Origin of the sequence: Bifidobacterium sp. N4G05 (assembly GCF_002742445.1) — a bacterium.
Classification (GTDB): Bacteria; Actinomycetota; Actinomycetes; order Actinomycetales; family Bifidobacteriaceae; genus Bifidobacterium; species Bifidobacterium hominis.
The window spans coordinates 50,773-75,029 of the sequence record NZ_NJNQ01000006.1; the positions used below are offsets into that span (position 1 = coordinate 50,773).

At 58.3% G+C, this 24,257-nt stretch carries 15 protein-coding genes, 1 tRNA gene and 1 pseudogene; 12 read left to right on the plus strand and 5 right to left on the minus strand.

The genetic code is table 11. From position 1 onward, the window contains the following. Nucleotides 1-11: 11 nt before the first annotated feature. Together CE153_RS07150 and CE153_RS07155 are read right to left on the minus strand one after the other, a co-directional pair. A complete protein-coding gene (locus CE153_RS07150; RefSeq protein WP_099595697.1) occupies nucleotides 12-2,597 on the minus strand; it encodes an HAD-IC family P-type ATPase in 2,586 nt (861 codons plus the stop codon). Nucleotides 2,598-2,975: 378 nt separating this feature from the next. Beyond that, complete coding sequence (locus CE153_RS07155) at nucleotides 2,976-4,979, minus strand: S1C family serine protease (protein ID WP_099595698.1); 2,004 nt, start codon at nucleotides 4,977-4,979, stop codon at nucleotides 2,976-2,978. 274 nt (nucleotides 4,980-5,253) lie between these two features. Here CE153_RS07155 and tgt point away from each other — a divergent pair, with 274 nt between their 5' ends. The 3 genes and pseudogenes from tgt to CE153_RS07170 form a co-directional block, all read left to right on the plus strand. After that, on the plus strand, nucleotides 5,254-6,621 hold the full coding sequence (gene tgt / locus CE153_RS07160; RefSeq protein ID WP_180753440.1) for a tRNA guanosine(34) transglycosylase Tgt: 1,368 nt from the start codon (nucleotides 5,254-5,256) through the stop codon (nucleotides 6,619-6,621). A 465-nt stretch (nucleotides 6,622-7,086) separates the two neighbouring features. Next, nucleotides 7,087-7,172, plus strand: a tRNA-Leu gene (locus tag CE153_RS07165). Nucleotides 7,173-7,317: 145 nt separating this feature from the next. Then, nucleotides 7,318-7,461: pseudogene (locus CE153_RS07170) on the plus strand (NAD(P)-dependent oxidoreductase); the annotation flags it as partial. Between the two features lie 267 nt (nucleotides 7,462-7,728). On the opposite strand, the gene CE153_RS07175 reads toward CE153_RS07170, so the two are convergent. Continuing rightward, nucleotides 7,729-8,712 (minus strand): DMT family transporter, encoded by a 984-nt coding sequence (locus CE153_RS07175; RefSeq protein WP_099595699.1) that lies wholly within the window; start codon nucleotides 8,710-8,712, stop codon nucleotides 7,729-7,731. A gap of 98 nt (nucleotides 8,713-8,810) precedes the next feature. Then, complete coding sequence (locus CE153_RS07180; protein WP_180753441.1) at nucleotides 8,811-9,881, minus strand: alpha/beta fold hydrolase; 1,071 nt, start codon at nucleotides 9,879-9,881, stop codon at nucleotides 8,811-8,813. Between the two features lie 313 nt (nucleotides 9,882-10,194). Here CE153_RS07180 and CE153_RS07185 point away from each other — a divergent pair, with 313 nt between their 5' ends. After that, nucleotides 10,195-10,851: a response regulator transcription factor gene (locus tag CE153_RS07185; protein ID WP_099595701.1), complete on the plus strand. Its 657-nt coding sequence runs from the start codon at nucleotides 10,195-10,197 to the stop codon at nucleotides 10,849-10,851. 34 nt (nucleotides 10,852-10,885) lie between these two features. Continuing rightward, nucleotides 10,886-12,118, plus strand: coding sequence for an ATP-binding protein (locus tag CE153_RS07190; protein WP_236824499.1), 1,233 nt, complete (start codon nucleotides 10,886-10,888; stop codon nucleotides 12,116-12,118). A gap of 296 nt (nucleotides 12,119-12,414) precedes the next feature. Here CE153_RS07190 and CE153_RS07195 read toward each other — a convergent pair whose 3' ends face one another. Further along, nucleotides 12,415-14,832, minus strand: a complete 2,418-nt coding sequence (locus CE153_RS07195) for a prolyl oligopeptidase family serine peptidase (RefSeq protein WP_099595703.1) — start codon at nucleotides 14,830-14,832, stop codon at nucleotides 12,415-12,417. A 213-nt stretch (nucleotides 14,833-15,045) separates the two neighbouring features. Here CE153_RS07195 and CE153_RS07200 point away from each other — a divergent pair, with 213 nt between their 5' ends. From CE153_RS07200 to pknB, 7 genes are read left to right on the plus strand one after another with little or no spacing between them, the layout of a single operon-like run. Beyond that, complete coding sequence (locus CE153_RS07200) at nucleotides 15,046-15,753, plus strand: FhaA domain-containing protein (RefSeq protein WP_099595704.1); 708 nt, start codon at nucleotides 15,046-15,048, stop codon at nucleotides 15,751-15,753. A 27-nt stretch (nucleotides 15,754-15,780) separates the two neighbouring features. Next, a complete protein-coding gene (locus tag CE153_RS07205) occupies nucleotides 15,781-16,296 on the plus strand; it encodes an FHA domain-containing protein FhaB/FipA (RefSeq protein ID WP_099595705.1) in 516 nt (171 codons plus the stop codon). A gap of 5 nt (nucleotides 16,297-16,301) precedes the next feature. Then, nucleotides 16,302-17,918: a PP2C family protein-serine/threonine phosphatase gene (locus CE153_RS07210; RefSeq protein WP_099595745.1), complete on the plus strand. Its 1,617-nt coding sequence runs from the start codon at nucleotides 16,302-16,304 to the stop codon at nucleotides 17,916-17,918. Beyond that, nucleotides 17,915-19,552, plus strand: coding sequence for an FtsW/RodA/SpoVE family cell cycle protein (locus CE153_RS07215; protein WP_099595706.1), 1,638 nt, complete (start codon nucleotides 17,915-17,917; stop codon nucleotides 19,550-19,552). Before CE153_RS07210 ends, CE153_RS07215 begins: the two co-directional genes overlap by 4 nt. Further along, nucleotides 19,549-21,015, plus strand: coding sequence for a peptidoglycan D,D-transpeptidase FtsI family protein (locus tag CE153_RS07220; RefSeq protein ID WP_039196544.1), 1,467 nt, complete (start codon nucleotides 19,549-19,551; stop codon nucleotides 21,013-21,015). The genes CE153_RS07215 and CE153_RS07220 overlap by 4 nt, the downstream gene beginning before the upstream one ends. Then, on the plus strand, nucleotides 21,012-21,956 hold the full coding sequence (locus CE153_RS07225) for a serine/threonine-protein kinase (RefSeq protein ID WP_039196543.1): 945 nt from the start codon (nucleotides 21,012-21,014) through the stop codon (nucleotides 21,954-21,956). The genes CE153_RS07220 and CE153_RS07225 overlap by 4 nt, the downstream gene beginning before the upstream one ends. Continuing rightward, nucleotides 21,953-24,049: a Stk1 family PASTA domain-containing Ser/Thr kinase gene (pknB, locus tag CE153_RS07230; protein WP_039196540.1), complete on the plus strand. Its 2,097-nt coding sequence runs from the start codon at nucleotides 21,953-21,955 to the stop codon at nucleotides 24,047-24,049. The genes CE153_RS07225 and pknB overlap by 4 nt, the downstream gene beginning before the upstream one ends. The last annotated feature ends 208 nt before the right edge of the window (nucleotides 24,050-24,257 follow it).

The following is a 24,257-nucleotide window of genomic DNA, read 5'->3' on the forward strand; positions in this document are numbered from 1 at the left end:
ACTCCCCGCAATCACGCGGATTCGCCGCGATCGAAAAGCACGGTGAGCGCCCACAGAATGCTGACCACGTCGATCACCTCCTGCATGAATGCGCCAACAACCACGGGAATCAGGTTGAATGCGGCTGCAACCATGCCGATGATGGCGAGGCCGAGACCGATCAACACCGCCTGAAGCATCACGTTTTTCGTACGGCGTGCGATGGCGATGGCACGCGGCACAGAGGCGATGTCATCATTCATGATGACCACTTGCGCGGATTCGGAAGCTGCGGTGGACGTGCCGTCGGTCATGGCCATGCCGATGTCGGCAACTGCAAGTACAGGGGCATCGTTGACGCCGTCGCCGACCATCATGGTAACTTGGCGATTCCTGGATTTGCCAGTTATACGCCGCATGATGCGGGCGGGCATGGACTGGTTTTGATGCGTGGACTCGGTGGCGTTCTTAACAGCGGCAACCTTATCTTCAGGGAACAGCTCGGATTGCACGTCATCGATACCGACCTCGTTTGCGATGATGCGGGCGGATGCGGCCTTGTCGCCGGTAAGCATGGACAGTTCCTTGATGCCGAGCTCATGCAGACGGGCCAAGGAACGTTTCGTATTCGCACGGGGCACGTCGCGAAGCACGATGCGGGCGGCCAGTTTGCCGTCGATCGCCACGTATGCGGCCATTTCGTCAGGCGCGAGCGGGGCAAACAGCGAGCCGACGGTTTCAGGCTTGCGGGCGGATGCAGTCTGCGCGGCTGCGACGGACACGGATGGGGCTACAACCGTAGACCGTCCCTCGCCAGACACTCCACCTCGCGTTCCAAGAGTGTCCGATTCTGGAGAATCGGACACATACGCACGCATTTCAGTCCTTTGGATGTCCGTTTCTGGAGAATCGGACATCCTTGCGTACATTTCACCCGTCTGGTTGTCCGATTCTGGAGAATCGGACACGTGATACGTTGCATTCGGCATATGCAACACCGGCATGAATCCGGATTCGTCGGCCGTCGCATACGCAAAACGCCCCACACGCACCCGGTGCCCGTTCACTTCGCCGGAAACACCTTTACCTGAATCCTCCACAATGTTCTTCACCACCGGATAGTCGCGCCCATGCCCAGGCAAATCACGCTCAGCGCATAACCGCTGCCCCGACGCATATCGCGCATACAAGTCGTCCATAGCCTTGCGCCCGGCCGCCGCAATGCCTTTCGACAGAATATGCACCGAGTAACTTTCCACCACACCGGCCATCATGAGAATATGGTCTTCATTGAACGGCGAACTCGTTCCGAACGGTTTCTCCACGCGCACGACCTGCGGTTGCTTGACGGTAAGCGTGCCGGTTTTATCGAAGAAAATATGCGATACGCGGCCTAGATTTTCCAACACGTCCTGTGCTTTAATCAGGATTCCCGCTTTGGCAAGGCGCCCTGTTCCAGCTACATACGCAACCGGCGCGGCAATCAGCAGCGGGCAAGGAGTGGCGAGAACCAGCACCTGTGCAAATCGCAGCGGCAGTCCGGAAACCGCCCATGCAATCCCAGCAATCGCAAGCGAAAGCACGGTAAACGGCACTGCAAGCATATCCGCGGTCTTCACGACAGCGGGGCGCGACTCCTGCGCCGACGAAACCAGCTCGAGAATCTTCTGATACTGCGAATCCTGCGCAAGTTGCGTGGCACGCATGGTCAACGTGGTCGAGCCATTGACTGCGCCAGACATCACGCGAGCGCCCGCATACACTTCACGCGGCACAGGCTCGCCGTTGATGTTGCTTAGGTCCAGCGTGGCCACACCCGACAGCAGCTCGCCGTCGACAGGCACCGTTTCGCCAGGCAGCACCAGAATCACGTCGCCAAGCCGCACCTGATCGACGGGGACCGTTTCGAAGCGCTCTCCAGCCGCATCATACGTTTGCGAAGCACCTTTTGTGTCCGATTCTGCAGAATCGGACATGTGCAGTCTCACTTCGCCACCATTTTTGTCCGATTCTGGAGATTCGGACACATAAGCATGCTTTTCACCGTCTTGGTTGTCCGTTTCTGCAGAATCGGACATTCTGACGGCACGGAATCCGTCGGCTGTCACGTCGGCCGTATGCTCGCTGCCCGTAGCATGCACATGCCCGCGCACTCCCGGCAGCGCAACCACGTGCGCGGTTCGGGGTGCCGCGTCAATCAGCGCGGTCAGGTTGCTTTCGGCCTTCGACTGCGCGAATTCCTCGATCGCCTCGCCGGATGAGATCATCAGCACCACGGCCCAAGCGGCCCAATATTCCTGCACTGCAACCGTCGACGCAATCGCAACGACCGCCAGCAGATCGACGCCAACATGGCCGTTCCGTAGATCGTCGATCATGCCACGCACCGTCACCACAATCGTGTAAGCGACCAGCGCGATCACTATCCACTGCCCAACACCCGGATTAAACGCGTTCAGCCAACCGAAGCCAGCATGCAAATCGTGAGAAGCCCACGCGGCCTCGCCCCATGGCCTCCACTCCCCCAGCAATGTCAACGGAATCGCGGCCAGAATGGTGATCGGCAGTAACGGAACCTGCTTGCACAGTCGCCAGCAAATATCGATGATTCTACGCATGAGAATCTCCTTACGCTCGTATCGGACGCCTTGTTAACCCATCGGCGCCTCGCCCGCGCGAGCCATCGATACACGGCGTAAAAAGATATTTCCAGCGTAGCAAACATTTGCGATTTTCGTGTCGTAATTGCCAAAAAAATAGAAAAGCAGGACTGTATGATTGTTCGCACAGTCCTGCTTCTGCTTTTAACTTTTATTGGTTTTCGTTGGTTTTCCGCGGTTTTACCGTTCTCGCGATGACGTTCACAAGACGTTCTTGCGATTAAGCAACTCCAGTTACGTCTTCGCCGTCAGCCTATCGGGTGGTCGCCACCTGTATTGCAGCCCGCCGTAGCCGACCGCAACCATCCACGGCCAACCGCGGCGGTCTGTCGCGCTTTACCACAGACCGAACGGGTCGAACAGGCCGCCTCCGTCACCGTAGCCGTTGCTACCATTGCCGTCGCTCTGTCCATTTCCGTTGCCGCTATTACCGCCGTTACCGTCGTTACCGTTACCGTAACCGTTGCCATTGCCGTTCTGGCTCTGGCCATCATTGCCGTTGTTCTGCTGGTTCCGGTTGTTGGAGGAGTTCGTCTGGGATTCCTCCTGGTCGAGCGTCACGTCAAGCTCCATGGTGTTGCCGTCGCGCACGACCGTCAATGTCACCTTGTCGTTCATGGCGGAGGCGCGCACGTAGCCGAGCAGCGAATAGTTGTTGTTCACCGCCTTGCCGTTGAACGCCACGATGGAGTCGCCGGCCTTCACTCCGGCCTTGGCTGCCGGGCTGTTGTCGACCACGGACTGCACCTGCGTGCAACCGCGGGTCACGCCGTCCGCCTCGACCGTGGAGCTCTTGATGGTGACGCCGAGCGCCACATGCTGCACGGTGCCGTTGTCGATGATTTCGTTGGCCACGCGCTTTACCAGGTTCGACGGAATGGCGAAGCCGATGCCGATGGATCCGGCTGTGCCGGAAGACGTTGTGGTGGATGCGATGGATGAGTTGATGCCAATCACCTGGCCGGCCGCATTGAAGGTCGGACCGCCGGAATTACCTGGGTTGACGGCCGCGTCAATCTGCACGGCGTTGGTGACGATGTCGTTGTTGTTGTCATCGGACACGGTCACCGGGCGGTTGAGCGCGGAAACGATGCCGACGGTTGCGGTGTCATCGTAGCCGAGCGGATTGCCGATGGCCATCACGGATTCACCCACGGCAAGATTGTCGGAATCGGCAAATTCTGCGGCTTTCAGATTGCTCGGAGGATTGTCGAGTTTGATTACGGCCAGATCGGTGGTGGTGTCGGTGCCGACGATTTGCGCTGAGTAGATGGTGCCGTTGGCGAGCGTCACTTGAATCTGCTTCGCACCGGAAATCACATGGTTGTTGGTGACGATGTAGCCTTTGTCGCTAATGATTGCGCCGGAGCCTTTGGCGCTGCCGTCGCTGGTTGCCACGTCAATGGACACCACAGAATCGGACACTTCCTTCGCCACCGCACTCCAGTCCGCGGCCTCGCCGGATTTGGCTTTAGCCGAACCGGATCCGGACGTGTTGGACTTCACGTTGGTCAGTGAGCTGGAGGTGGGTACGGTCACCCATCCATTGGTGATTGCCACGTAGCCGACGCCGAGGCAGAGGACCGCGGAAACAAGCGCCGCCACCACGCCGGTCATCACATGCCCGGTCACGCCGGAAGCGGACTTCGGCTTGGCTGCAGCGCCATTCTGCTGCGGGGCACCGAACGGATTACCGTTATTCGGATTCCCAAACGGATTACCGTTATTCAGATTATTCGGCCCGGCCGGTGGCACGTTGGCACCGGCTTGCGCCGTGGGCTTCATGAACGGATTGCCGTTATTCGATTGCGTGTTCTGCTGATCGTTCTGCTGATTTCCACCCACATACGGATTTCCGAAGAAAGGATTGCGAGGCCGCTGCGGCTGCTGCGGAGCCTGCCCGTATGTGCCATATTGCGGCTGCGGAGGCATGTTCGGCGCGTCACTCGCCGTACCGTTCGCGGCTGCGGCGCCATTAGCCGGCTGCGTCGGCACGGGACCGTACGCACCATATTCCGGTGCCGGACGGTACTGCTGAGACGGCGCATCCTGCGCGGAACCGCCAACCACGGTACGCTCGCCCACTGCGGAAGCATAATCCGGAGTATCGCCCGCCGCAGCCGCGGATTCCGCCGAAGCGTCATCGTTCGCAACAGGCATGGCGGCCGTCGGCTGATCCTCAATACCGCCCTGCACGTCAATCGGTTCGGTGGCCGACTCTGCGGCATACGGCTCGCCTGCGTAAGTTTGCGTCTGTTCCGCATCAACCGGCGGCATCGGCACGGTCTGCTGTTCGTCATTCTGCGGCTGCACGGCGTTCTGGTCGTTCTCTTCAGCCATTTTCGCTCCTTATTCGTCTCGCGGCATTTCACAAATCAGCAATCGTGCCGCTCGAACTGCTATCTACGAGTAAAGATACTCGCTCTGGAAGTTTCCTGAATGTTTGTTGAAAGTAGCAACCAAATACGTTCAACATCACCATTGAATCTGAAAATCGCACCAAAATACTATCGGCACCTTCATCGCACTTTCCACATCTTCCTTGTTTTCATTTCACCGATCGCATTCTTTGCAGCACTTTCAAGAATCGCCGCTATCGCATAAAATATTCCGCATGACAAGCCTTACCGAATCATCTACCGACACAGCGCAAGACACGCAAAACGCGGCAGCCGCAGTGTCCGAAAATCTCATCGAACATCCGCGTGGAGCGGAACCAGGCAAGCCGGGCCGCCGCGACGCCTTCTATTTCGAGCAAAAAACCCGCCTTCCCGACGCGGCCGACGGCAAGGGACGCGGCGGCGCACGATACGGCCGCACCGGCACCATTCATACCCCCCACGGCGATATTCACACTCCGGCGTTCGTGCCCGTGGCCACGCAGGCCGCGATGAAAGCCGTACTGCCCGAAACCATGAAGGACCTCGGCGCGCAATGCCTGCTGTCCAACGCGTTTCACCTGTATGAACGCCCCGGCGAGCAAGTGCTCGACGAAGCCGGCGGCCTTGCCAAATTTATGAACTGGAACGGTCCGACCTTCACCGATTCCGGCGGTTTCCAAGTGCTTTCGCTCGGCGCGGGCTTCAAGAAAACCCTCGCCATGGACGTGACCGGCATGAAATCAGACGACGTGATCGCCGAAGGCAAGGAGCGTCTCGCGTTCGTAGACGAGGACGGCGTAACGTTCAAATCGCCGCTCAACGGCTCACTGCACCGTTTTTCCGCCGAAATTTCAATGGGAATCCAGCATAAGATCGGCGCCGACATCATGTTCGCGTTCGACGAGCTGACTACACTGATGAACACGCGCGGCTACCAGGAGCGTTCCGTGGAACGCACCTACCGTTGGGCGCAGCGTTGCGTTGCCGAGCATAAGAGGCTTACCGAAGAGCGCGTCGGCAAGCCGTATCAGGCACTGTATGGCGTGGTGCAGGGCGCGAATTATGAGGATTTGCGCAGGCATGCGGCCGAACAGATCGCTTCGTTGGACTTCGACGGCGTCGGTATCGGCGGTGCGATCGAAAAACGCATTATCGGCGACACTTGCGCTTGGATTTGCGATGCGATGCCGGAAAGCCGACCGCGCCACGTGCTCGGCATCGCCGCGGTCGACGATATTTTCGCATGTGTCGAGAATGGCGGAGATACGTTCGATTGCGTCGCACCGGCGCGTTGTGGCCGAAATGGCGCGATTTTCACGCGCGACGGACGTTACAACATCAAGCGCGCGCAATTCAAGCATGATTTTGGACCACTTGAAGAGGGCTGCGATTGCTACACATGCACGCATTATTCGCGCGCTTACGTGGATCATGCGTTGCGTGCCCGCGAATTCAACGGTTTCACATTGGCGACGATCCACAACGAGCATTTCTTCGTGAAGCTGCTGGACGACATTCGCGCGTCGATCGACGGCGGCTATTTCGACGAATTCCGCGACGAAGCCTTGGCCCGCTTCTACGCCAACGGTTCCCGCGGCTAATGCATTTCACGTGGGCTTTCCGCCCAAACGAATGCTGAGCCACACTTCCGCGTTCCAAGGCGCCGACGAACAGACCCGTCGGCGTCTTTTTTCATGTGTTCCGCGCATGTCATGCATACACCCATCCGTCTCACCCCATCCACCACCCCATGTGTCCGTTTCTCCAGAATCAGACATCTAATGCCCATACCGCCCCTCCCGGTTGTCCGATTCTGGAGAATCGGACAAGCAAGCGCCCTAAAACATTCGTCGAATGTCCGAAACGTCAGAATCGGACGAGCCGTGTCGCGCCGCTTGAATTTTCCTACGGAAAATGGCGGAATTTAAGGATGGCTCCGTCGTACGGAAGCTCCCAGAGCTTCCTCCCTCCTCGCGTCGCGCCGCTTGAATTTTCCTACGGAAAATGGCGGCGCGACACGCCGATTTGAGGTTGTGTGGGTTTTGGTGTAGATTAACTCACTGTCTGCGAGCGTGGCGGAATGGTAGACGCGCTGTCTTCAGGTGGCAGTGAGTGTATGCTCGTGGGGGTTCAACTCCCCCCGCTCGCACCATGATGAAAGGCCGGAGCCGAAAGGTTCCGGCCTTTTCGTTTCCCAAGTGGCAGTAGGGCTCAGCGGCTCCCAACATTTCCGGCAGGAATGCTCCAGGATGCCGAATCCCTTTCATCTGTCATTGGTTGTTTCGGCGGATTGCACGGAGTACGGACTCGCCGGTGAGGAGTTCACCGTCAATGCCGCCGGGCAGAGCTACATCAGCTACGCGGATTACGCGATCGCCGTGGTGGATGAGGCCGAGCAGGCCGCGCACGTGGGCGAGCGCATCTCCGTGTACGCCAAGTAGTACTTCCTTCTCTTGTGCCGTGCATGTCTGATTCTGCAGAATCGGTCATCCACGGCACATTTTTTATGCCCTGAATGTCCGATTCTGGAGAAACGGACATTCAGACTAGGCCAAACACTCTACAGTTGTCCGATTCTCCAGAAAAGGACAACTGTGGCGCAATTTTACCCGTTTAGTTGTCCGTTTCTGGTGAATCAGACAACTAAGGTATGGGTTTTACGTTCTGGTTGTCCGATTCTGCAGAATCGGACAGTTTGTGGAGAATGGTTAGCGCACGAGGAAGACCATGATGATGATCATGGCGAAGCCGGTCAGGTCGGTGAAGGTGAACGTTTCGTCGGCCCATGCCACTGCGGTGACGGTGGCCATGACCGGTTCGCTGGTGCCGAGCATGGTGGCACGCACCGCTCCGACGCGCATCACGCCTGCCATGTAGAGCCAGAACGCGAGGAATGTGCCGCATACGATGGCGTAGAGCAGCAGGAGCATACCTCGCGCGTCCAGTGCGGGAATGTTCGCCCACGGTTGCGCGAACGGGCACAATATGAGTCCGGACATGAGGAATGTGATGCCGTTGATGGTCATGTTGCCCCATTTGAGCATGAGCATGACCGGCAGGATGGACATGGCCGCGGTGCTCACCGCGTCAACCAGCCCCCATGCGAGCCCCTGCCATGGCAGCGACAGCGAGGCGAAGTTGCCACCAGTGGCGATGAGGAACGTGCCTGCGAACGCCAGGAGCACGCCGACCAATTCACGCTTGAGGGGCAGTCGTTTGCCGCGCAGGCATACCCAGGCGAGCACGAAGATCAGGTTGAGCGTCTGCAATACGGTGGCGGTTCCGGAGTTCGTCCAGTCGATGGTCATCAGGTAGGAGACCTGCACCAGAAGCACGCAGATCAGTGTGGTGACCAAATATTTCGGATACGATTTGACGTCTTTGACCGCTCCGGCGAGTTTCTGCGGTGTGGTGATGGCCGATCCGACCAGGAAGATCAGGCTGGCGAATAGCGCGCGTACGCAGGAAAGCCAGATCGGATCCAGCTGGTAGTCACGCATCAGCAGTTTGGCCACGGTGCTGTTCATACCCCACATGGCACCGCCCAGCAGTGTCATGCCAGTGCCGATGAGTAGACTTTTCGGCGTCTGCTCCAGCACATGTTCCGTTTTTTTCGCGGTTTTTTTCGCGGTTTTTTGCGATTCGGAAGTTTTCTGCGATTGCGACGTCTGTCCCGACGTTTGCTTTGCCACGGCCTATCCTCGCTCTCTCTCCACGGCTTTCACGGCAAATTCACGGCGATTGTAACGCACACAGTGCGCATACTAAACGTCAGTTATGCAAAACAGATTTATTCCGCCAAGCTTGCGTTCGACGCCGCCAAAAAATCGAGGATTTTGTCGAGATATGGTCCGAACACGGCATTTGGCATGGAGAAAATTTCGTGCAATGACTGGCTGTATCGCACTTTTTCGATGAAGCCGCCGCCTTCGCTCACGCGTTCGACGAAGTCATCTTGTGGTCCGTTGAGCACCCACACGTCGCGTCCGGCTTGAAACAGCAATACCGGGGATTCGATAGCTCCACACATATCGGGTTTGAGCACGGCTCGGGAAAGCGCCATCGCCTGGTTTGCCCAATCGAACGTGGCCGCGTTGGTCTGGCATGATTTGTCGGCCAAGCGCTGCTTGTGGAACCAGCGGATGCGCGCTTCGGAAGCCCCGTGGTAATCGTCGAGATTGAGATTGCCGTCAAAATCGGCATGCCCGAACACGCGTGATTTGCCGAAGCCAAGCCCGCAGATTACGCCGACCACAATGCGCGCGATCCACGTTGGCATGCCAACCACCGGCGCGATCATCGGCGCGGACAGGACCGCCTTGTCGAACAGCGACGGGTAGCGTTCCAGCACAGCCGCGCCGATGCCGCCGCCCATGGAATGGCAGTACAAGTACATCGGGCCATCACCGGCCGTCTCACGTCCCACGGTCTGCGCGAATGTGGCGAAATCGGCCACATACCGGCGCCAATCGTCGATCCACACCAAGCTCGGGTTGCTCATGTCGTGCGTGGAATGGCCATGCCCGCGATGTTCGAACACGCATACGGAGTAGCCGGCCAGTAGGAAGTACCACACCATTTCGCTGTATTTGCGACCGAATTCGGTGAATCCGTGCGAAATCACCACCGCACCGCGGAATACGCCCGATGCGCCGTCTTCACGTAATGCGTCGAATTTGTGCGCGTCGTAGCAGTAGTAATGTAACCGTCCAGGATGCTCCAGCTTAGGCAGCATATTGCCGTCCCAATCAACGGTGGCAGGTTCCATCCAGCCTTCCGTCATGCAGTTACGCAGCGCAGGCAGTACCGTTTCGTCCATTTCGGCGTCGTAACGCGCCTCATCGATGAGCGTGATAGTCATAAATTCCATCTTAGGCGAACAAAGCCAAGACAAAACCAAGCACAAGCATGTGCGCTGTATAACGATGCGTCAGCGCATCAACGGCGTACCGGAACAACCGAATCGTCACCCCCGCGCGCCATCCTCGCATACTATGGAGGTATGAAGTTCGTTTCACTGCTGATGGTAGTAACGCTGTCTCTCACCGGCACACCAACGTATGCGCACGCGGCAGCAACTCCCGTTGACAACAACGGTGATATCTCCGCTGCCAAAGATTCCAACTGCCCAACATGGCTGCAATGGCTGTGTGGGAAAGGAAAGTGATCGCATAATGACCACGTCGGAAAAGCATCCTAAGATTCATCGCATCGCGCTGGTCGACAATGATCCGCGAGCGCTGGATTCGCTCAGTGCCGTCATTGCCAGCAAAGTGCCGACCGCGTATGTGGTGTGGACGGCGACTTCAGGCGGTGAGGCCATAGAGCGCTGCCAGGATGCGAACGGCCATGTCAGCTTATTGATTCTCGATATGTCGATGGAGGGATTGCAAGGCCCCGCCACGTGTCGTCGGTTGCGTTTGATGGGCCAGCGCATGCCGATTCTCGGTGCAACCAGTTTTTCCATCAATAGTTATCGGGACAAGCTGGTTGAGGCTGGTGCGCAAGGGTTGGTTGGTAAGGAGAATGCCGACCAGTTGGCGCAGATTATTATGCGTATGTGCAATGGCGAGGTGATGGAGGGATTTGAGCCGCCTGCGTTGGCCAATCTGCGTATCAGCAGGGAGGCTGATACCACTCCCGCGCTTACCGTTCGTGAGGAGCAGATTATTTCCTTGTGCGCGGAGGGCATGCTTGACCGGGACATCGCCGAGCATTTGGGGATTTCCGAAGCCACCATCCGCAAACATATGCAAAGTATTTTAAGAAAACTTAACTGCAAGACCTCGCGTCAGGCAGTGGCACTGTGGGTAAGGTCCAATGCGCTCTAAACCCGCAACTCAGTACATTGCGTGGCGCAACCGTATGCGCACGCAGCATCCGAACCTGTGGCATCCAATCCGTTTCGCCATTATGCTGATCGTGCTTGCATGGACCATATACGGCGTTTGCTACGAGCCTCCTACCGACATATTTGGCGTGATATGGGTTGCGATGCTGGTTACGGCGCTCGTACCGTCTCCGCTGTTTCTGAAAAGTACATCGGTGGCGATTCTCGTGATTGCCTCCATAGGCGATCTGTTTACTCCCTACGCGCATTTGGGAAATTCTCTTCCCGCGCAGCTTTACGCCTATGGCATGCTCGCATACAGCACTAATGCCATTATCGTGGCAACGTTACTCACATATTACGTTGTTAACATTCTGCTGATTGACCCCCCTGGCCCAAATACCAACCCCGTCGCCATGGTCAGCATGTATGCCATGGTGCTACTGCTTGGTCGGGCGTTGAGTTGGAGCGAAAAAACAACGCAGAAAAGCTTCGAAGCGGCGCAGAACAAGAATCGTCTGCAGGAATTGGAAAGCCGCGCACGCATTGCCGATGCCATTCACGATGCGGTGACGGGCGATTTGTCAGCGGCGACGTTTGTAGCGCAACGGCATATCGGTGGCAACTCTAGCAGTCCTGGCGTCGCTGCTGACCCTGCCAACGCAACCACAACTACGGCAACCGCAACAGCCGATGCCGAAGACTGGCGTCAAATCAACGAATATATTCTTTCCGCATTGACGAACGTGCATCGCGTCATCGACGAATTGAATATGGACGCCACCACTCTCCCCGGCGACGCCGACGGCGAAGCGTTGGCCAATCTGCTGCGAGCAACACTGGATGACGGCGATCGTCGCTTGCGCAAGCTTGGCTTCAATATCACGTCCATTCAGCACTGCGCGGGTGGCAAGCCGAGCGCATCTCAGGCAATCGCCGAACTTGCCAATAATCTGCTACGCGAAATCTATGCGAATATCGCACGCCATGCCGCTCCGGGAAGCAAGATCGATCTTTCGGTGATGCTCCGGCCGAATGCCATCGAAATCACGCAAATCAATCCCATGAAAGAGGACATGGCTGGAGCTGACGAGCTCAATAATGAGCTGCCGGGAGGCCACGGTCTCGCTTCATTCAAGAAGCAGCTTGAATCACATGAGGGCACGCTCACCACGTCTGTGCAAGACGGCAGTTGGACGTTGTTCGCATACATTCCGGTGACTGTCATCGACGATTCGCCCGGTTTGCTTGAACAAGTACAGGTTTGATCGCATCTGCATTGCAGATCTGACGCTATTCGTTTGCTCTTGCTTTATATTTGCTTATTTTCTACGATTTTCGGCTTTCTCAAGCCCAAATTGAGAGAGGGGTACACAAATGTGGTACCCCCTCGCTTGCGAAGTCGTTTTCGCCTGTTTTATGTTGGCAATCGAGAAGGGAACGCGTTCGCCCACGACGCTCGGATGCTTGGCAGTCCGGAAGTCGCAGGGGAACGCGTTTTGCTTTTGTTCGTTGCTTTTGCTTGTGCTTTTGCAGTTATCATTACAGCGCTATCGGAGCAGCACTACCGCTCCAATGCTTCCGCGAGGAAATCGCGCTGCAGGATCAGCAGATTTTCGGCGACCGTCTCATCGTTGGTCATGTGCGTGATGCCGGTCAACGGCAGGAACGTGTGCTTGCGTCCGGCAGCCATCAGCGCTTGGCTCAAACGCAGGCTGTGCGCGATCGTCACATTGTCGTCGGCGAATCCATGGATGATCATGAGCGGTCGATCGAGTTGCGGCGCGTCGGCGATGATGCTGTTACGTTCGTACACGGCCGGGTCGAGGCCGAGGTAACGCTCGGTGTAATGCGTGTCGTACAGCGTCCAGTCGGTCGGAGGTGCACCCGCGCAGGCCGCAGCGAACGTTTCCGGCGCTTCCAACACGGCGAGCGCGGAAAGGAATCCGCCATACGACCAGCCGATCATGGCAACGCGATTGAGGTCGGGTTGCGGGATGGTGGTTTCCGAGGATTTCTTGTTTTCTTGCGCAGCCAGTATTGCCAACGCTTCCGGCAGCGCACGTACGGCGTCTACTTGGTCTTCGAGCGTCACGGATTTCATGGTTTCGTAGATGGCACGGTCCCATTTCGGCCCGCGTCCGGTGGTGCCGCGTCCGTCGGCGGTGACCACGATGTAGCCTTGGTCGGCCCACCATTGCGCATCCCAGTAGAAGGATTGGCTTTCGACGACTTGCTGGAATCCTGGACCTCCGTAAGGCTTCATAAGTACCGGCAGGGTGGTTGCGTGCGCGTATTCGCTGCCGGCTGAAGGCATCACGATCGCCGTGTACAGCCCGCGTTCGCCGAGTCGGGTGAAGTGTACGTTCGGCGTGAATCCGGGGGTTTCGGCATGGTTTTCGATTGGTGCGACCACCATTGACGTCATGTCGGTGCCGTTGCCGTCGGTTGTGGCGACGTTCATGCAATGCTGCATTTGCACGGTCGCGTCGTCCATGCCACGTCCGGTCACCACGCAGCCGTTTCCTGCGCGGGACATGGTCCACTGGCCGGGCGTGTAGGTGAGGGGCTCCCATGTGCCGTCATAGCGGATTGACACCACGTCGAAGCTGCGGGCGTCGTGTTCGGCGGCGTTGGACTGCCAGAGGAATGGCAGGCTGTCGTCAGGCAACAGTTCAGGGGTGCGCTGCACTACGCAGAGCACGTCGTCGTCGGTCACGTCGAGCACTTCGCGCACCTGCAGTCCGGCTGGCGTGAAGGGCACGCCGTCGACGGTGAGGCGGTTCGTGTTGGCGTCCATGTCGTTCATCGCGCAGATCAGGCGTCCGTTCGGCGTGAATGCGGGGGTGCCGTGGATCAGGTCTATCCAGTAGTCGTTGCTGTGTTCTTCAAGCACGCGCGTGCTGCCCGGACGTTCGCCTTCGGCGTATTCGGGGATGGCGATGGAGAAGGTTTCGACCTCGTCTCCGTTGTCGTCGGTGAAGCCGTTTTCCGCGTCTCGCATGGTGGCGATTGGCTCGCCCACGTGGATGGCGAGCACCTGGTCGTGCTGTTGGAGTCGGTCTTGCACGAGAATGACTGGCTCATGCCCGTCCGTCCAGCTGACGACGGCCAGATATTCGTAGGATTCGCGATCCCAAACCACTTCGTTGGCGATTGCCCCGTAGCAGCAGTTATCGCTGTCAAAGCCGAGTTCCAGCAGGGTCAGGTGCACATCGGCATTGGCGGTCAACGCTTGCGGATAGCGGTTGGCTTGCGCCGGATTGGTTGGATTCGCGGGGTCCGACAGATGCCAGATTGGTTCGGGGGATTCGTCGTAGGTTTCGAACAGCACATATTTGGAGTCCGGGGACCACCAGAATCCGTCGTAGCGGTCCATTTCCTCGCCTGCGGCGAATTCCGCCAATCCGATCTTCCATTCGCCGTTTTGCGGGATTGAAGCGACTACCGAAATCGCGTCTCCGATTTCTTCATCGTCGGCGAGATCCACATCGACCAGATATGTTCCGGTGGTGTACATCACATGATGTCCGTCGGGGCTGATGCGCGGGTTCAGTACCGGCTTGAGTTCGTCTTCATCGATTTCGATAGTTCGCGTCACGCCCGCCGAAATATCGGTGAGGAACAGTTGTCCGTTGATGGTGAAGGTCACGCGGTTGCCGCTTGCGTCGGTGGAATAGCCGACGATTCCGGAACCGCCTTCGCGCGCACGTTCGCGACGCGCCCGTTCTTCAGCGGGAACGTCTTCGGCGTCGGCATCGGCGAGCAGCGTGCGTGGATCGGCGAGCAGCGTTTCGCTGGCGTGGCCGTTTTCGTCGATCGCGCTCATCCACAGCGAGGTGACGGTATCTTCCGGACCATCGGAACGCAGGAACAGCACGCGAGAGCCATCTGCAATCGCGCGGGCCGAACGTGGCGCACCGCAGGAGAATCGCAAAGTACGTGCTTTTTTACGGGGAAACTGTCGAATCGCATCTGTCATATTCCCAACCTATCACCATTCCATATCTCCCTTTTCCACAGACATCCATCGCACAGCGTGGGAATCGAGATTATGGAGACAAACCCAGAACCATATACCCCCTAGATGGTATAAAGACCGAAATATTGCATGAAATTTTTGCAATTAACAGGCTTATGAATTGGCGCTCGGCACTCTACCGCGTAGGATGGGTGAGGATAGAAAGGGACAAGCATGAGTGTTCTCGACCGATTTGAGAAGAGCGTGGAAGGCGCCGTCAACGGGGTTTTTGCCAAGTTCGGGTCCAAGGACCTGCAGCCCGTCGACCTTTCCAGCGCACTGGAACGTGAGATTGACAAAGAGGCCATGCCCGTCACGCGCGACCGCACCGTGGCGCCGAACGAGTACCGTTTTAAGCTCAGCACGCCGGATTTCAATAACATCGTCGATTGGGGTGCCGAAGCGCTGGCCAACGAGCTGGCCGACAACCTCACTCAGTATGCGAAGGACCAGCATTACGCGTTCGTAGGCCCGGTCGTGGTGATCTTCGAAGAAGAACTCGACTTGACCAAGAGCAACTTCAAGCTGACGAGCGAATCCGTGCAGGGTAACACCGTGCCCGTCACCACCGAGGCACAGACCGAGGATTGCCCGATGCTGGAGATCGGCGAGCACCAGTATCTGCTCACGGAAAGCAAGACCATCATCGGCCGCGGCTCTGACTGCGACATCGTGATCGACGATCCGGGCATCTCCCGCCGCCATATGGAGATCGACATCACCGATAACGGCAGCACCGTCATCGCGCGCGATCTGGGCTCTACCAATGGCATGTATGTCGAAGGCCACCATGTCGAGGCGGCCACGCTGCTCGACGGCAACACCATCACCATCGGCCGCACCCGAATCCTGTATTGGGCATCTTCGCAGGATCAGGAGTAACCAACCCCAACCTCGGGAGTTGCCTCTATGCTCACTGAACTTACTTTCGCGATCCTCAAGTACGGCTTCCTCGTACTGCTTTGGATCTTCGTGGCCTGTACGGTACGTTCGCTGTACAGGGATGTGGAAACGCTCAGCCCGCGCAAGTCGCGGGCTCATCGCCGTAAGGAGCGTCGCGCGCGCAAGGCCGTTGAAGCGCCAGCGCCCGTGGCCGCCCTCGCGCCGGTGGCCAGCGCCGCGTCAAACGCCAAGCCCACCTTGCTGGTCATCATCGATGGTCCTCTTGCCGGCAGTTCCGTCCCTCTGACCGGCAACACCATCACGCTTGGCCGTTCTGCGTCGAACACCGTGGTTTTGGATGACGAATTCGTCTCGTCCCACCATGCGCGCGTCTACACGGATCCCGTCACCGGCAAATGGGCCGTCGAAGATCTGGGTTCTACCAACGGCACTGTGGTCAACCAGCAGCGTCTGAACGCGCCGATGATCCTTGGATCGCGCGTTCCCGTACGCATTGGCGCAACCACCTTCGAATTGAGGTGACCCGTTTGCCGACTTCTCCTGCTTCACAACCGCTGTTCATGTATTCCACCGTCGTTTCCGACGTGGGTACCGTACGTTCCAACAACCAGGATTCCGCGTTCGCGGGCGAGCATCTGATCGCCATCTGCGACGGCATGGGAGGCCATGCGGGAGGTGACACCGCCTCTACCATCGCCATCCGTTCGCTGGCCCACATCGAACAAGACAATGTACAAGGCGATGTCCAGATTATTGCCCACATGATGAAAACCTCGGTTATGGCCGCGCATGACGCGATCGTCGGCAAGGCGAAGCGCGAACGTCGTCTCGCGGGCATGGGCACCACCGTCACTTCCGTCGCGTTGGTTGCGGGATATTGGGTTTTGGCACATATCGGCGATTCCCGCGCGTATCTACTGCATGACGGCCGTTTGATCCGCATGACGACCGACCACAGCTATGTGCAGCATCTGATCGATACCGGCCGCATCAGCGAGTCCGAGGCGCGCAATCACCCGCAGCGCAACGTCGTAATGCGGGTTTTGGGCGATTTCGATATCGATTCGCGCCCGGACATCGCCGTGCGCAAGGCGCATCCGTCCGACCGTTGGCTGCTATGCTCCGACGGCTTGTGCGGCGTGCTTGAGGATTCCACGTTGCAGGAGGTGCTATCCACCTGCTCCGATCAGGAAGAATGCGCTCAACAGCTAGTTTCGATGGCGCTTCGTGCCGGCAGCACCGACAACGTCACCGCGGTCATCGCCGACGCGACGCTCGCCCTCGACGCGGATGCGTTCGACATGCCACATCAGACGCCGCTGATCGGCGGCGCGGCCAGCGCAAGCCTCGAACCGATCGCCGACATCATCAACGAGCCGGTCGCATCCGCGCCCGCACTGCGCGAAGGCAAGAAGTCGCCGGCGGCTCGTGCGGCGGCATTGCGCAACGGCAAGAATCCCGACGAAAACGACAATCCTCCGGAACAGCGCGTGGCACAGCCCTCCACGATACGCGAGGAAAACGGCGACCGTATCAATCCCGATACCGGCGAAATCCCCGTCGTGCAAAAGGATGATGGCCGTATTTCCGCCGATCCAAACGATCCGGAAGTCGCCAAAGCCATCCGCAACGAGCATATCGAGCAGCGCAAGACGAAGCGGTCACGCACCAAACGCAACCGCGTGATCACCATCATCGTCACCATCGTGATACTGCTGGGGCTGGCGGGCGGCGCTTTCGCAACCTACAGCTGGAGCCAAACCAAGTACTATATCGGCGACAATAACGGCGAAGTGTCGATTTTCCAAGGCGTGCCGACCAGCCTGTTCGGCTTCCAGCTGTCGCATGCCATCACCGACACCAATATGAAGACGAGCGAACTGCCGCCAAGTTGGCAGGAGCAGCTCGCGCAGGGCATTTCCTTCGACACGTACGGCGAGGCGAAAACGCATACGCGCCTGATCAAAAAGCAGCTGAAACAGCAGCAGGACGACGAAGCGCAGAAGAAGCAAGACAAGACGAACAGCGGATCCGATAGCACGTCGTCAAGCAAATCCTCTGATACGGCTTCCGACAAATCGTCAAGCAAATCAGGTAATTCGGGCAACGCTTCGTCAGACAAGTCAGGCGGTGACCAGTCATGATGGCAACCCGTCTGAGACAATTCGGCCTGCTCTTATTCAGCATGCTGATTTGCGGCGTCGCGTTCTTCCAGATGTTCGAACGCACCACCGGCGGTTTTCCGCATAATTACCTGTGGATGCTCGCATTCATCGGCGCATTGTTCCTGACTTCCTGGGGATTGCTGCTGCGGTTCCAGCCGTACGCCAACCAGGCGATCATGTGCTGCGTGATGGTGCTGACGGGCACCGGCGTCATGATGATCGCCCGCATCGATCAGGATTTGAACACGTCTGTCGCGTTCAAACAGTTGCTTTGGCTGTCGATCGCGCTGGTTTTGGCGAATCTGCTGGTGATTTTCATGAAGGATTACCGTGTGCTGCGGCGGTTCTCGTACGTCAGCATGGTGATCGGTTTGGTGTTACTGCTGTCGCCGATGCTTCCGGTGGTCGGTTCCGAACAGTATGGCGCCCGTATTTGGGTGAAGATTCCTGGTTTGGGATCGTTCCAGCCAAGCGAATTCGCGAAGCTGTTCCTCGCATTCTTCTTCGCCTCCTATCTATATGACCACCGCGACCAGCTGGCCGTCGGCGGCAAGAAGGTGTTGGGCCTGCAGTTGCCGCGCATCAAGGATCTGGGGCCGATCATCGTGGTGTGGGTCGTGTCGATGGGCGTGCTGGTCGTGCAGCACGATTTGGGCACGTCGCTCATGTTCTTCGCCATGTTCGTTTCCATGCTGTATGTGGCCACGGGGCGTACCAGTTGGATTGTGATTGGTTTCATCGCGTTCGCCGTGGGCGCGTTCGCGGCGGCCAACATTTTCAGCCATGTCGGCGCCCGTGTTGACGCCTGGCTGCATCCGTTCGACTCGGCACAGTACAACAAGGAGTATGGCGGCTCATACCAGCTCGTCACGGGTATTTTCGGCCTGGCATCAGGCGGCTTGATGGGCACCGGCCTTGGGCAAGGTCACCCGTCGCTCACTCCGATCGCCAACTCCGACTACATCTACGCGGCACTTGGCGAAGAGCTGGGCCTCACCGGCCTGATGGCCATTCTGATGCTCTATTTGCTCATCATCGCCGCCGGGATGATCACTGCGATGAAAATCAAGGATGGGTTCGGCAAGCTTCTCGCATCGGGCCTCGTGTTCACCATGGCCTTCCAGGTGTTCACTGTGGTGGGAGGCATCACGTTAGTCATACCACTTACGGGTTTGACTCTTCCGTACATGGCCGCCGGCGGATCCTCACTCATAGCGAATTACATGTTGGCAGCACTCTTAGTGGTGATTTCCAACTCGGCGAACAAACCCGAATCCGATATCGATAGCGACACGTTCCAATACGAGGCGATGCAGGCGCTGCGCGCCCGCAAGCAGAGCCGCGCCAGCAGAAGCGTCGCCTCTGCACAATCCGATGCACAATCGCAAGCTGTTTCGCAAGCTGTTTCGCAAGCAGCCACGCAAGACGTTCCGCAAGTCGCCGTACCGGCCGCCATGCAGCAATCGCAAGCAACGGAAATCATTTCCGCGGAAATGCCGGTCGCAGGCATGCCAATCACACCCCCTGCTCCCCCATCGAATGTGTTCGGCGCATCTGACATGCCGAGCACACCGAGCCCATCGGGCAACACGTCAGAGGGGAGCCAAGCATGAATAAATCACTCCGCCAACTGTTCACCATCGTGGTGGCGCTGTTCGTCATCCTGGGCATGTCCACCACGATCATCACGGCGATCCGCGCGAACCAGCTCAACGGCGATCCGCGCAACACCCGCGCCCTCTACCACGAGTATGGTGCTCCGCGTGGCTCGATTCTTGCGTCGGACGGCTCCGTCATCGCCAAATCCGACCCGTCGAACGACGCGTTCTCGTATCAGCGCTCCTATGCGGCCGGCGAGCTGTATGCGCCAGTCACCGGATTTTTCTCCATCAGCCAGCGCGGCTGGAGCGGTATCGAAGCCTCGCGCAGCTCACTGCTGTCGGGCCAATCCGACCAACTGATGTGGCAACGGTTCAAATCGCTGTTCACCGGCCAAGAGAACAAGGGCGCAACCATCGAAACGTCCATCGACCCGAAGATCCAGCAGGCCGCCTACAACGGCCTTGCCAACAATGACGGCGCAGCCGTGGCCATCGAGGTGAAGACCGGCCGTGTTCTCGCCATGGTGAGCACGCCAAGCTACGATCCAAACCAGCTGGCAAGCCATGACACGTCCGAGGCGAACAGCAACTATTCCACTCTCTCGCAAAACGAGTCGAACCTGATGCTCAACCGCGCCACCTCGCAGCTGTATCCTCCGGGATCCACGTTCAAGACGGTGGTGGCGGCCGCTGCGTTGGAAACGGGCGAATATCAGACCGACACTGAGATTCCTGCCGGATCGAGCTACACGCTTCCGGGAACGGCCACGCAGCTGCCGAACGCGGTGTCGCAGGCCGACGGTTCGGATGGCAAGATCACGTTGGAAGACGCGATGGCGTATTCGTCGAACACCGCATTCGCCCAGCTGGGAGTGGCTTTGGGGGACGACAAGGTCTCATCCATGGCCGAAAAGCTTGGTTTCGACAGTCCTATCGCCATCGATGGTTCCGAGTCCACGGGCACACCGTGGATGAGCGTGGCGTCGAAGTTCCCAACCGATGCAGCCGACGACAAGCTCGCCTTGGCGTCCATCGGCCAGGGAGACACCGTGGTGACCCCGCTACAGAACGCGCTGGTGGCCGCCGCAGTGGCGAACGGTGGCAAGGTCATGCAGCCGACGCTGGTGGATCGCGTGCGTTCCTCCGACTTGTCGGTCATCTCACAGACCAAGCCGCAGGTCATGAGCCGCGCATTCAGTTCGGACACCGCGGGCAAGCTCACGCAGATGATGGAAGCCGTGGTCCCCAAGGAAAACCCAAATCTGGCCATTGACGGCGTGCAGGTGGCAGCGAAAACCGGTACCGCGCAGATCGGCGACGGCAACACGTCCATCGACGGCTGGGTGATAGGATTCGCCCCTGCGGACGATCCGAAGATCGCCGTTGCCGTGGTGGTACACAACGTGGACTTGTACGGCTCGTTCGCCGCAGGACCGATTATGAAAGCGATGATGCAGGAGGCGCTGGCAGAGTGAAACTGATTGAAGGACAGCTCATCCACCGACGCTACAGGTTGGACGCCCGTCTGGCCCAAGGTGGCATGGGCGAAGTGTGGAAAGGCTACGACATCCAGTTGGGCCGCCCGGTGGCCATCAAGGCATTGCGTGGCGATTTAGGGGTCACGCAGGAGGCCAAACTGCTTCGTTTGCGCGCAGAAGCGCATAATTCCGCCAATCTTGCACACCCGAACATCGCTGCTTTGTTCGAATACTACGAGCATGACGGCATCGGCTTCCTCATTATGGAGTATGTGCCCAGCAAGTCGTTGGCCGACCTGTTCCACGAGCAGAACGGCCCGATGGAGCCGACCCGCTTGCTGCCGATTCTCATCCAGACCGCGCGTGGCCTGTTCGTCGCCCATTCGCATGGCGTGATCCACCGCGACGTGAAGCCGGCGAACATCATGGTGTCCGATTCCGGCGAGGTGAAGATCACTGATTTCGGCGTCTCCTACTCCACCAATCAGGAGCAGATCACGCAGGATGGCATGGTGGTGGGCACCGCGCAGTACATTTCCCCGGAACAGGCGCAGGGTCAACATGCCACGCCTCAATCCGATATCTATTCGCTTGGCGTCGTTGCCTACGAGGGCCTGTGCGGACATCGTCCATTCACTGGCGCCACGCCGGTTGACATCGCCGCAGCCCATGTCAACAATCCGGTTCCGCCGCTGCCTGACTCCGTCGATGTACAGCTGCGTGAATTTGTCATGTCGATGCTGGCCAAGGATCCCCTTGACCGTCCGAAGGACGCGTTGACGGTGTCGCGCACATTGTCCCGCATCGAACGCCGTCTGCTCGACCAGCAGACACAATTGGCTGACACGATGGTGGTGCCTGCAGGTGGAAGGCTTCCGCGCCGCGTGGTCAGCAGACCTCATATCTTCTTGAGTACTGATGGGAAGGAACAGGGATGAACATCAACATGCCTACCTCTTTGGCTGGTGAACGTTACCAGCTCGGCCAACTGGTCGGCCGTGGCGGCATGGCCGAAGTGCACGTGGCGCTCGATACGCGTCTTGGGCGTACCGTCGCGGTCAAGATCATGCGCGCCGACTTCGCCAACGACAAGATCTTCCTTGAACGTTTCCGTCGCGAAGCCCATTCCGTGGCGCAAATGAACAATCCCAACATCGTGAACATCTACGATTCGGGTGAGGAAGTCGTCACCACCGAAACCGGCCAGACCGAGCATCTGCCGTATCTGGTGATGGAGTATGTCAAGGGCCAGACCTTGCGCGACATTCTCAAAGTGAACGGCGCTTTGAGCCAGCGCGACGCCGAACAGGTGATGATGGGTGTGCTCAACGCGCTCGAGTATTCGCACCGCATGGGCATCATCCACCGTGACATCAAGCCCGGCAACATCATGATTTCCGAGCAGGGCGTGGTCAAGGTCATGGACTTCGGCATCGCCCGCGCGCTCGACGATTCCGCAGCCACGATGACGCAGTCGCAGGGCGTGGTCGGCACCGCGCAGTACCTGTCTCCCGAGCAGGCGCGCGGCGAAAGCGTCGACATGCGTTCCGACCTGTATTCCGCAGGTTGCGTGCTGTATGAAATGCTTACTGGAAGGCCGCCGTTTACCGGCGATTCCGCAGTGGCAATCGCCTATCAGCATGTTTCAGAGGTCGCCACTCCCCCAAGTTCGGTTGTTCCAGGATTGCCGAAGATGTGGGATTCGATTTGCGCGAAAGCGATGGCGAAGGATCGTCAGAACCGTTACGCCACGGCTTCCGAATTCAAGAACGATCTGCTGACGTTCATGAACGGCGGTGTGCCGATGGCGGCCGCATTCAATCCGTTGACCGATCTGACCAATATGAAGGCACGCAAGCAGGCCGAAATGACCGCGAATACCGTGGCCATGACCCCTGCCGGTGAAACGGCCGCAACGCAGGCGTTCAATCCCGTCACAGGCCAGTTTGAGGCCGTACCGAACCCGCAGAACGGCGTTGCCACGAAAACCCGTGCGGAACAGCGTGCGGAGGCCGCGAAGGCACGCAAGAAGAAGCAGATCATCATCGGCTCCGTCGTGGGCGGTCTGGTGGCTTTGCTGGTCATTCTGGGCGTGTTCTTCATGCTGAACAAGAGCGACTCCACAGCCGACATGGTGGAAGTACCTGATTTCACCGCCACGGCGAATATATCCAAGGCGCGCGTCGAAGAGCAGCTCACAGCCAAAGGCCTGAAGCTCGATGCCCGCGAGGATTCCGATTCGAGCAAGCCGAAGGGCACAATCACCAAGCAGAATCCAAGGGGCGGCAAGAAGGTCGCCAAGGGCTCCACGGTTTCCGTATGGTTCTCCACCGGCCCACAGTCGGTCGCGGTGCCGGATGTGTCGAACAAGAGCCAGGACGATGCGAAGTCCATTCTTGAGGCCGCCGGTTTCAAAGTGGGCAACGTACGCACGGTAGACAACGCATCCATCGAAAAAGACAAGGTGGTAAGCACCGATCCTGCCGCCAATTCGAAGCAAACCAAGGGCACGATCATCACGCTGTACATTTCGTCCGGCATGACCAAGATTCCCGACAATCTGATAGGACAGCCGAAGGATTCGGCCATTGAGCAGCTCAAGCAGGCCGGTCTGACGCAAATCACCATCGAAAACGAGTATTCCGATTCCATCGCTTCCGGCGCTGTGACCCGCGTCGATCCGGGTGTCGGAAGCACGGTTGAGGCTGGTACCGCGGTCACGATTTGGGTGTCCACCGGCAAGCAGCAGATCAGCGTGCCCAGCGTGGTCGGCATGAGCTATGCGAATGCCAAGAGCCTGCTGGAAAGCTACGGCTTCCAGGTCACGGTTTCCGGTCCGGAGGATGGCACCGTCACGGGCATGTCTCCAACCGCCGGTACCCAGTCCGATAGCGGAGCCACGATCACGTTGACCACCAAATCCTCCAGCACCGATAATGCAGGCAACGGCGGAGGCAACAACAGCAATAGCGGCAATAACAACAACGGCAACAACGGCGGCAACAGCACCCCTCCCGGCGAAGGCAACTGATCGATCGTCACAACCGCGATAGCCGCCATAATTCACAATGAAGGCCCGACTGGAAATCCCCAGCCGGGCCTTCATGCTTACGATTGCGTTTTACGAAACTCACGTTTTTCCGAGATTCGTTCCCAAGATTTTCGCGTGGTTCACGTATTTCGTGATTCCCTATAGTCCTTACGTTTCGCGTGTTTCCGCATTTTCACGTGTTTTCGTG

Excerpts from the sequence above, each read along its gene's own strand:
- pknB (WP_039196540.1), top strand. The coding sequence starts at position 21,953 with ATGAACATCAACATGCCTACCTCTTTGGCTGGTGAACGTTACCAGCTC.
- CE153_RS07215 (WP_099595706.1), top strand. The coding sequence starts at position 17,915 with ATGATGGCAACCCGTCTGAGACAATTCGGCCTGCTCTTATTCAGCATG.
- CE153_RS07205 (WP_099595705.1), top strand. The coding sequence starts at position 15,781 with ATGCTCACTGAACTTACTTTCGCGATCCTCAAGTACGGCTTCCTCGTA.
- CE153_RS07150 (WP_099595697.1), bottom strand. The coding sequence starts at position 2,597 with ATGCGTAGAATCATCGATATTTGCTGGCGACTGTGCAAGCAGGTTCCG.
- CE153_RS07180 (WP_180753441.1), bottom strand. The coding sequence starts at position 9,881 with ATGACTATCACGCTCATCGATGAGGCGCGTTACGACGCCGAAATGGAC.
- CE153_RS07185 (WP_099595701.1), top strand. The coding sequence starts at position 10,195 with ATGACCACGTCGGAAAAGCATCCTAAGATTCATCGCATCGCGCTGGTC.
- CE153_RS07220 (WP_039196544.1), top strand. The coding sequence starts at position 19,549 with ATGAATAAATCACTCCGCCAACTGTTCACCATCGTGGTGGCGCTGTTC.
- CE153_RS07155 (WP_099595698.1), bottom strand. The coding sequence starts at position 4,979 with ATGGCTGAAGAGAACGACCAGAACGCCGTGCAGCCGCAGAATGACGAA.
- tgt (WP_180753440.1), top strand. The coding sequence starts at position 5,254 with ATGACAAGCCTTACCGAATCATCTACCGACACAGCGCAAGACACGCAA.
- CE153_RS07190 (WP_236824499.1), top strand. The coding sequence starts at position 10,886 with ATGCGCACGCAGCATCCGAACCTGTGGCATCCAATCCGTTTCGCCATT.
- CE153_RS07200 (WP_099595704.1), top strand. The coding sequence starts at position 15,046 with ATGAGTGTTCTCGACCGATTTGAGAAGAGCGTGGAAGGCGCCGTCAAC.
- CE153_RS07195 (WP_099595703.1), bottom strand. The coding sequence starts at position 14,832 with ATGACAGATGCGATTCGACAGTTTCCCCGTAAAAAAGCACGTACTTTG.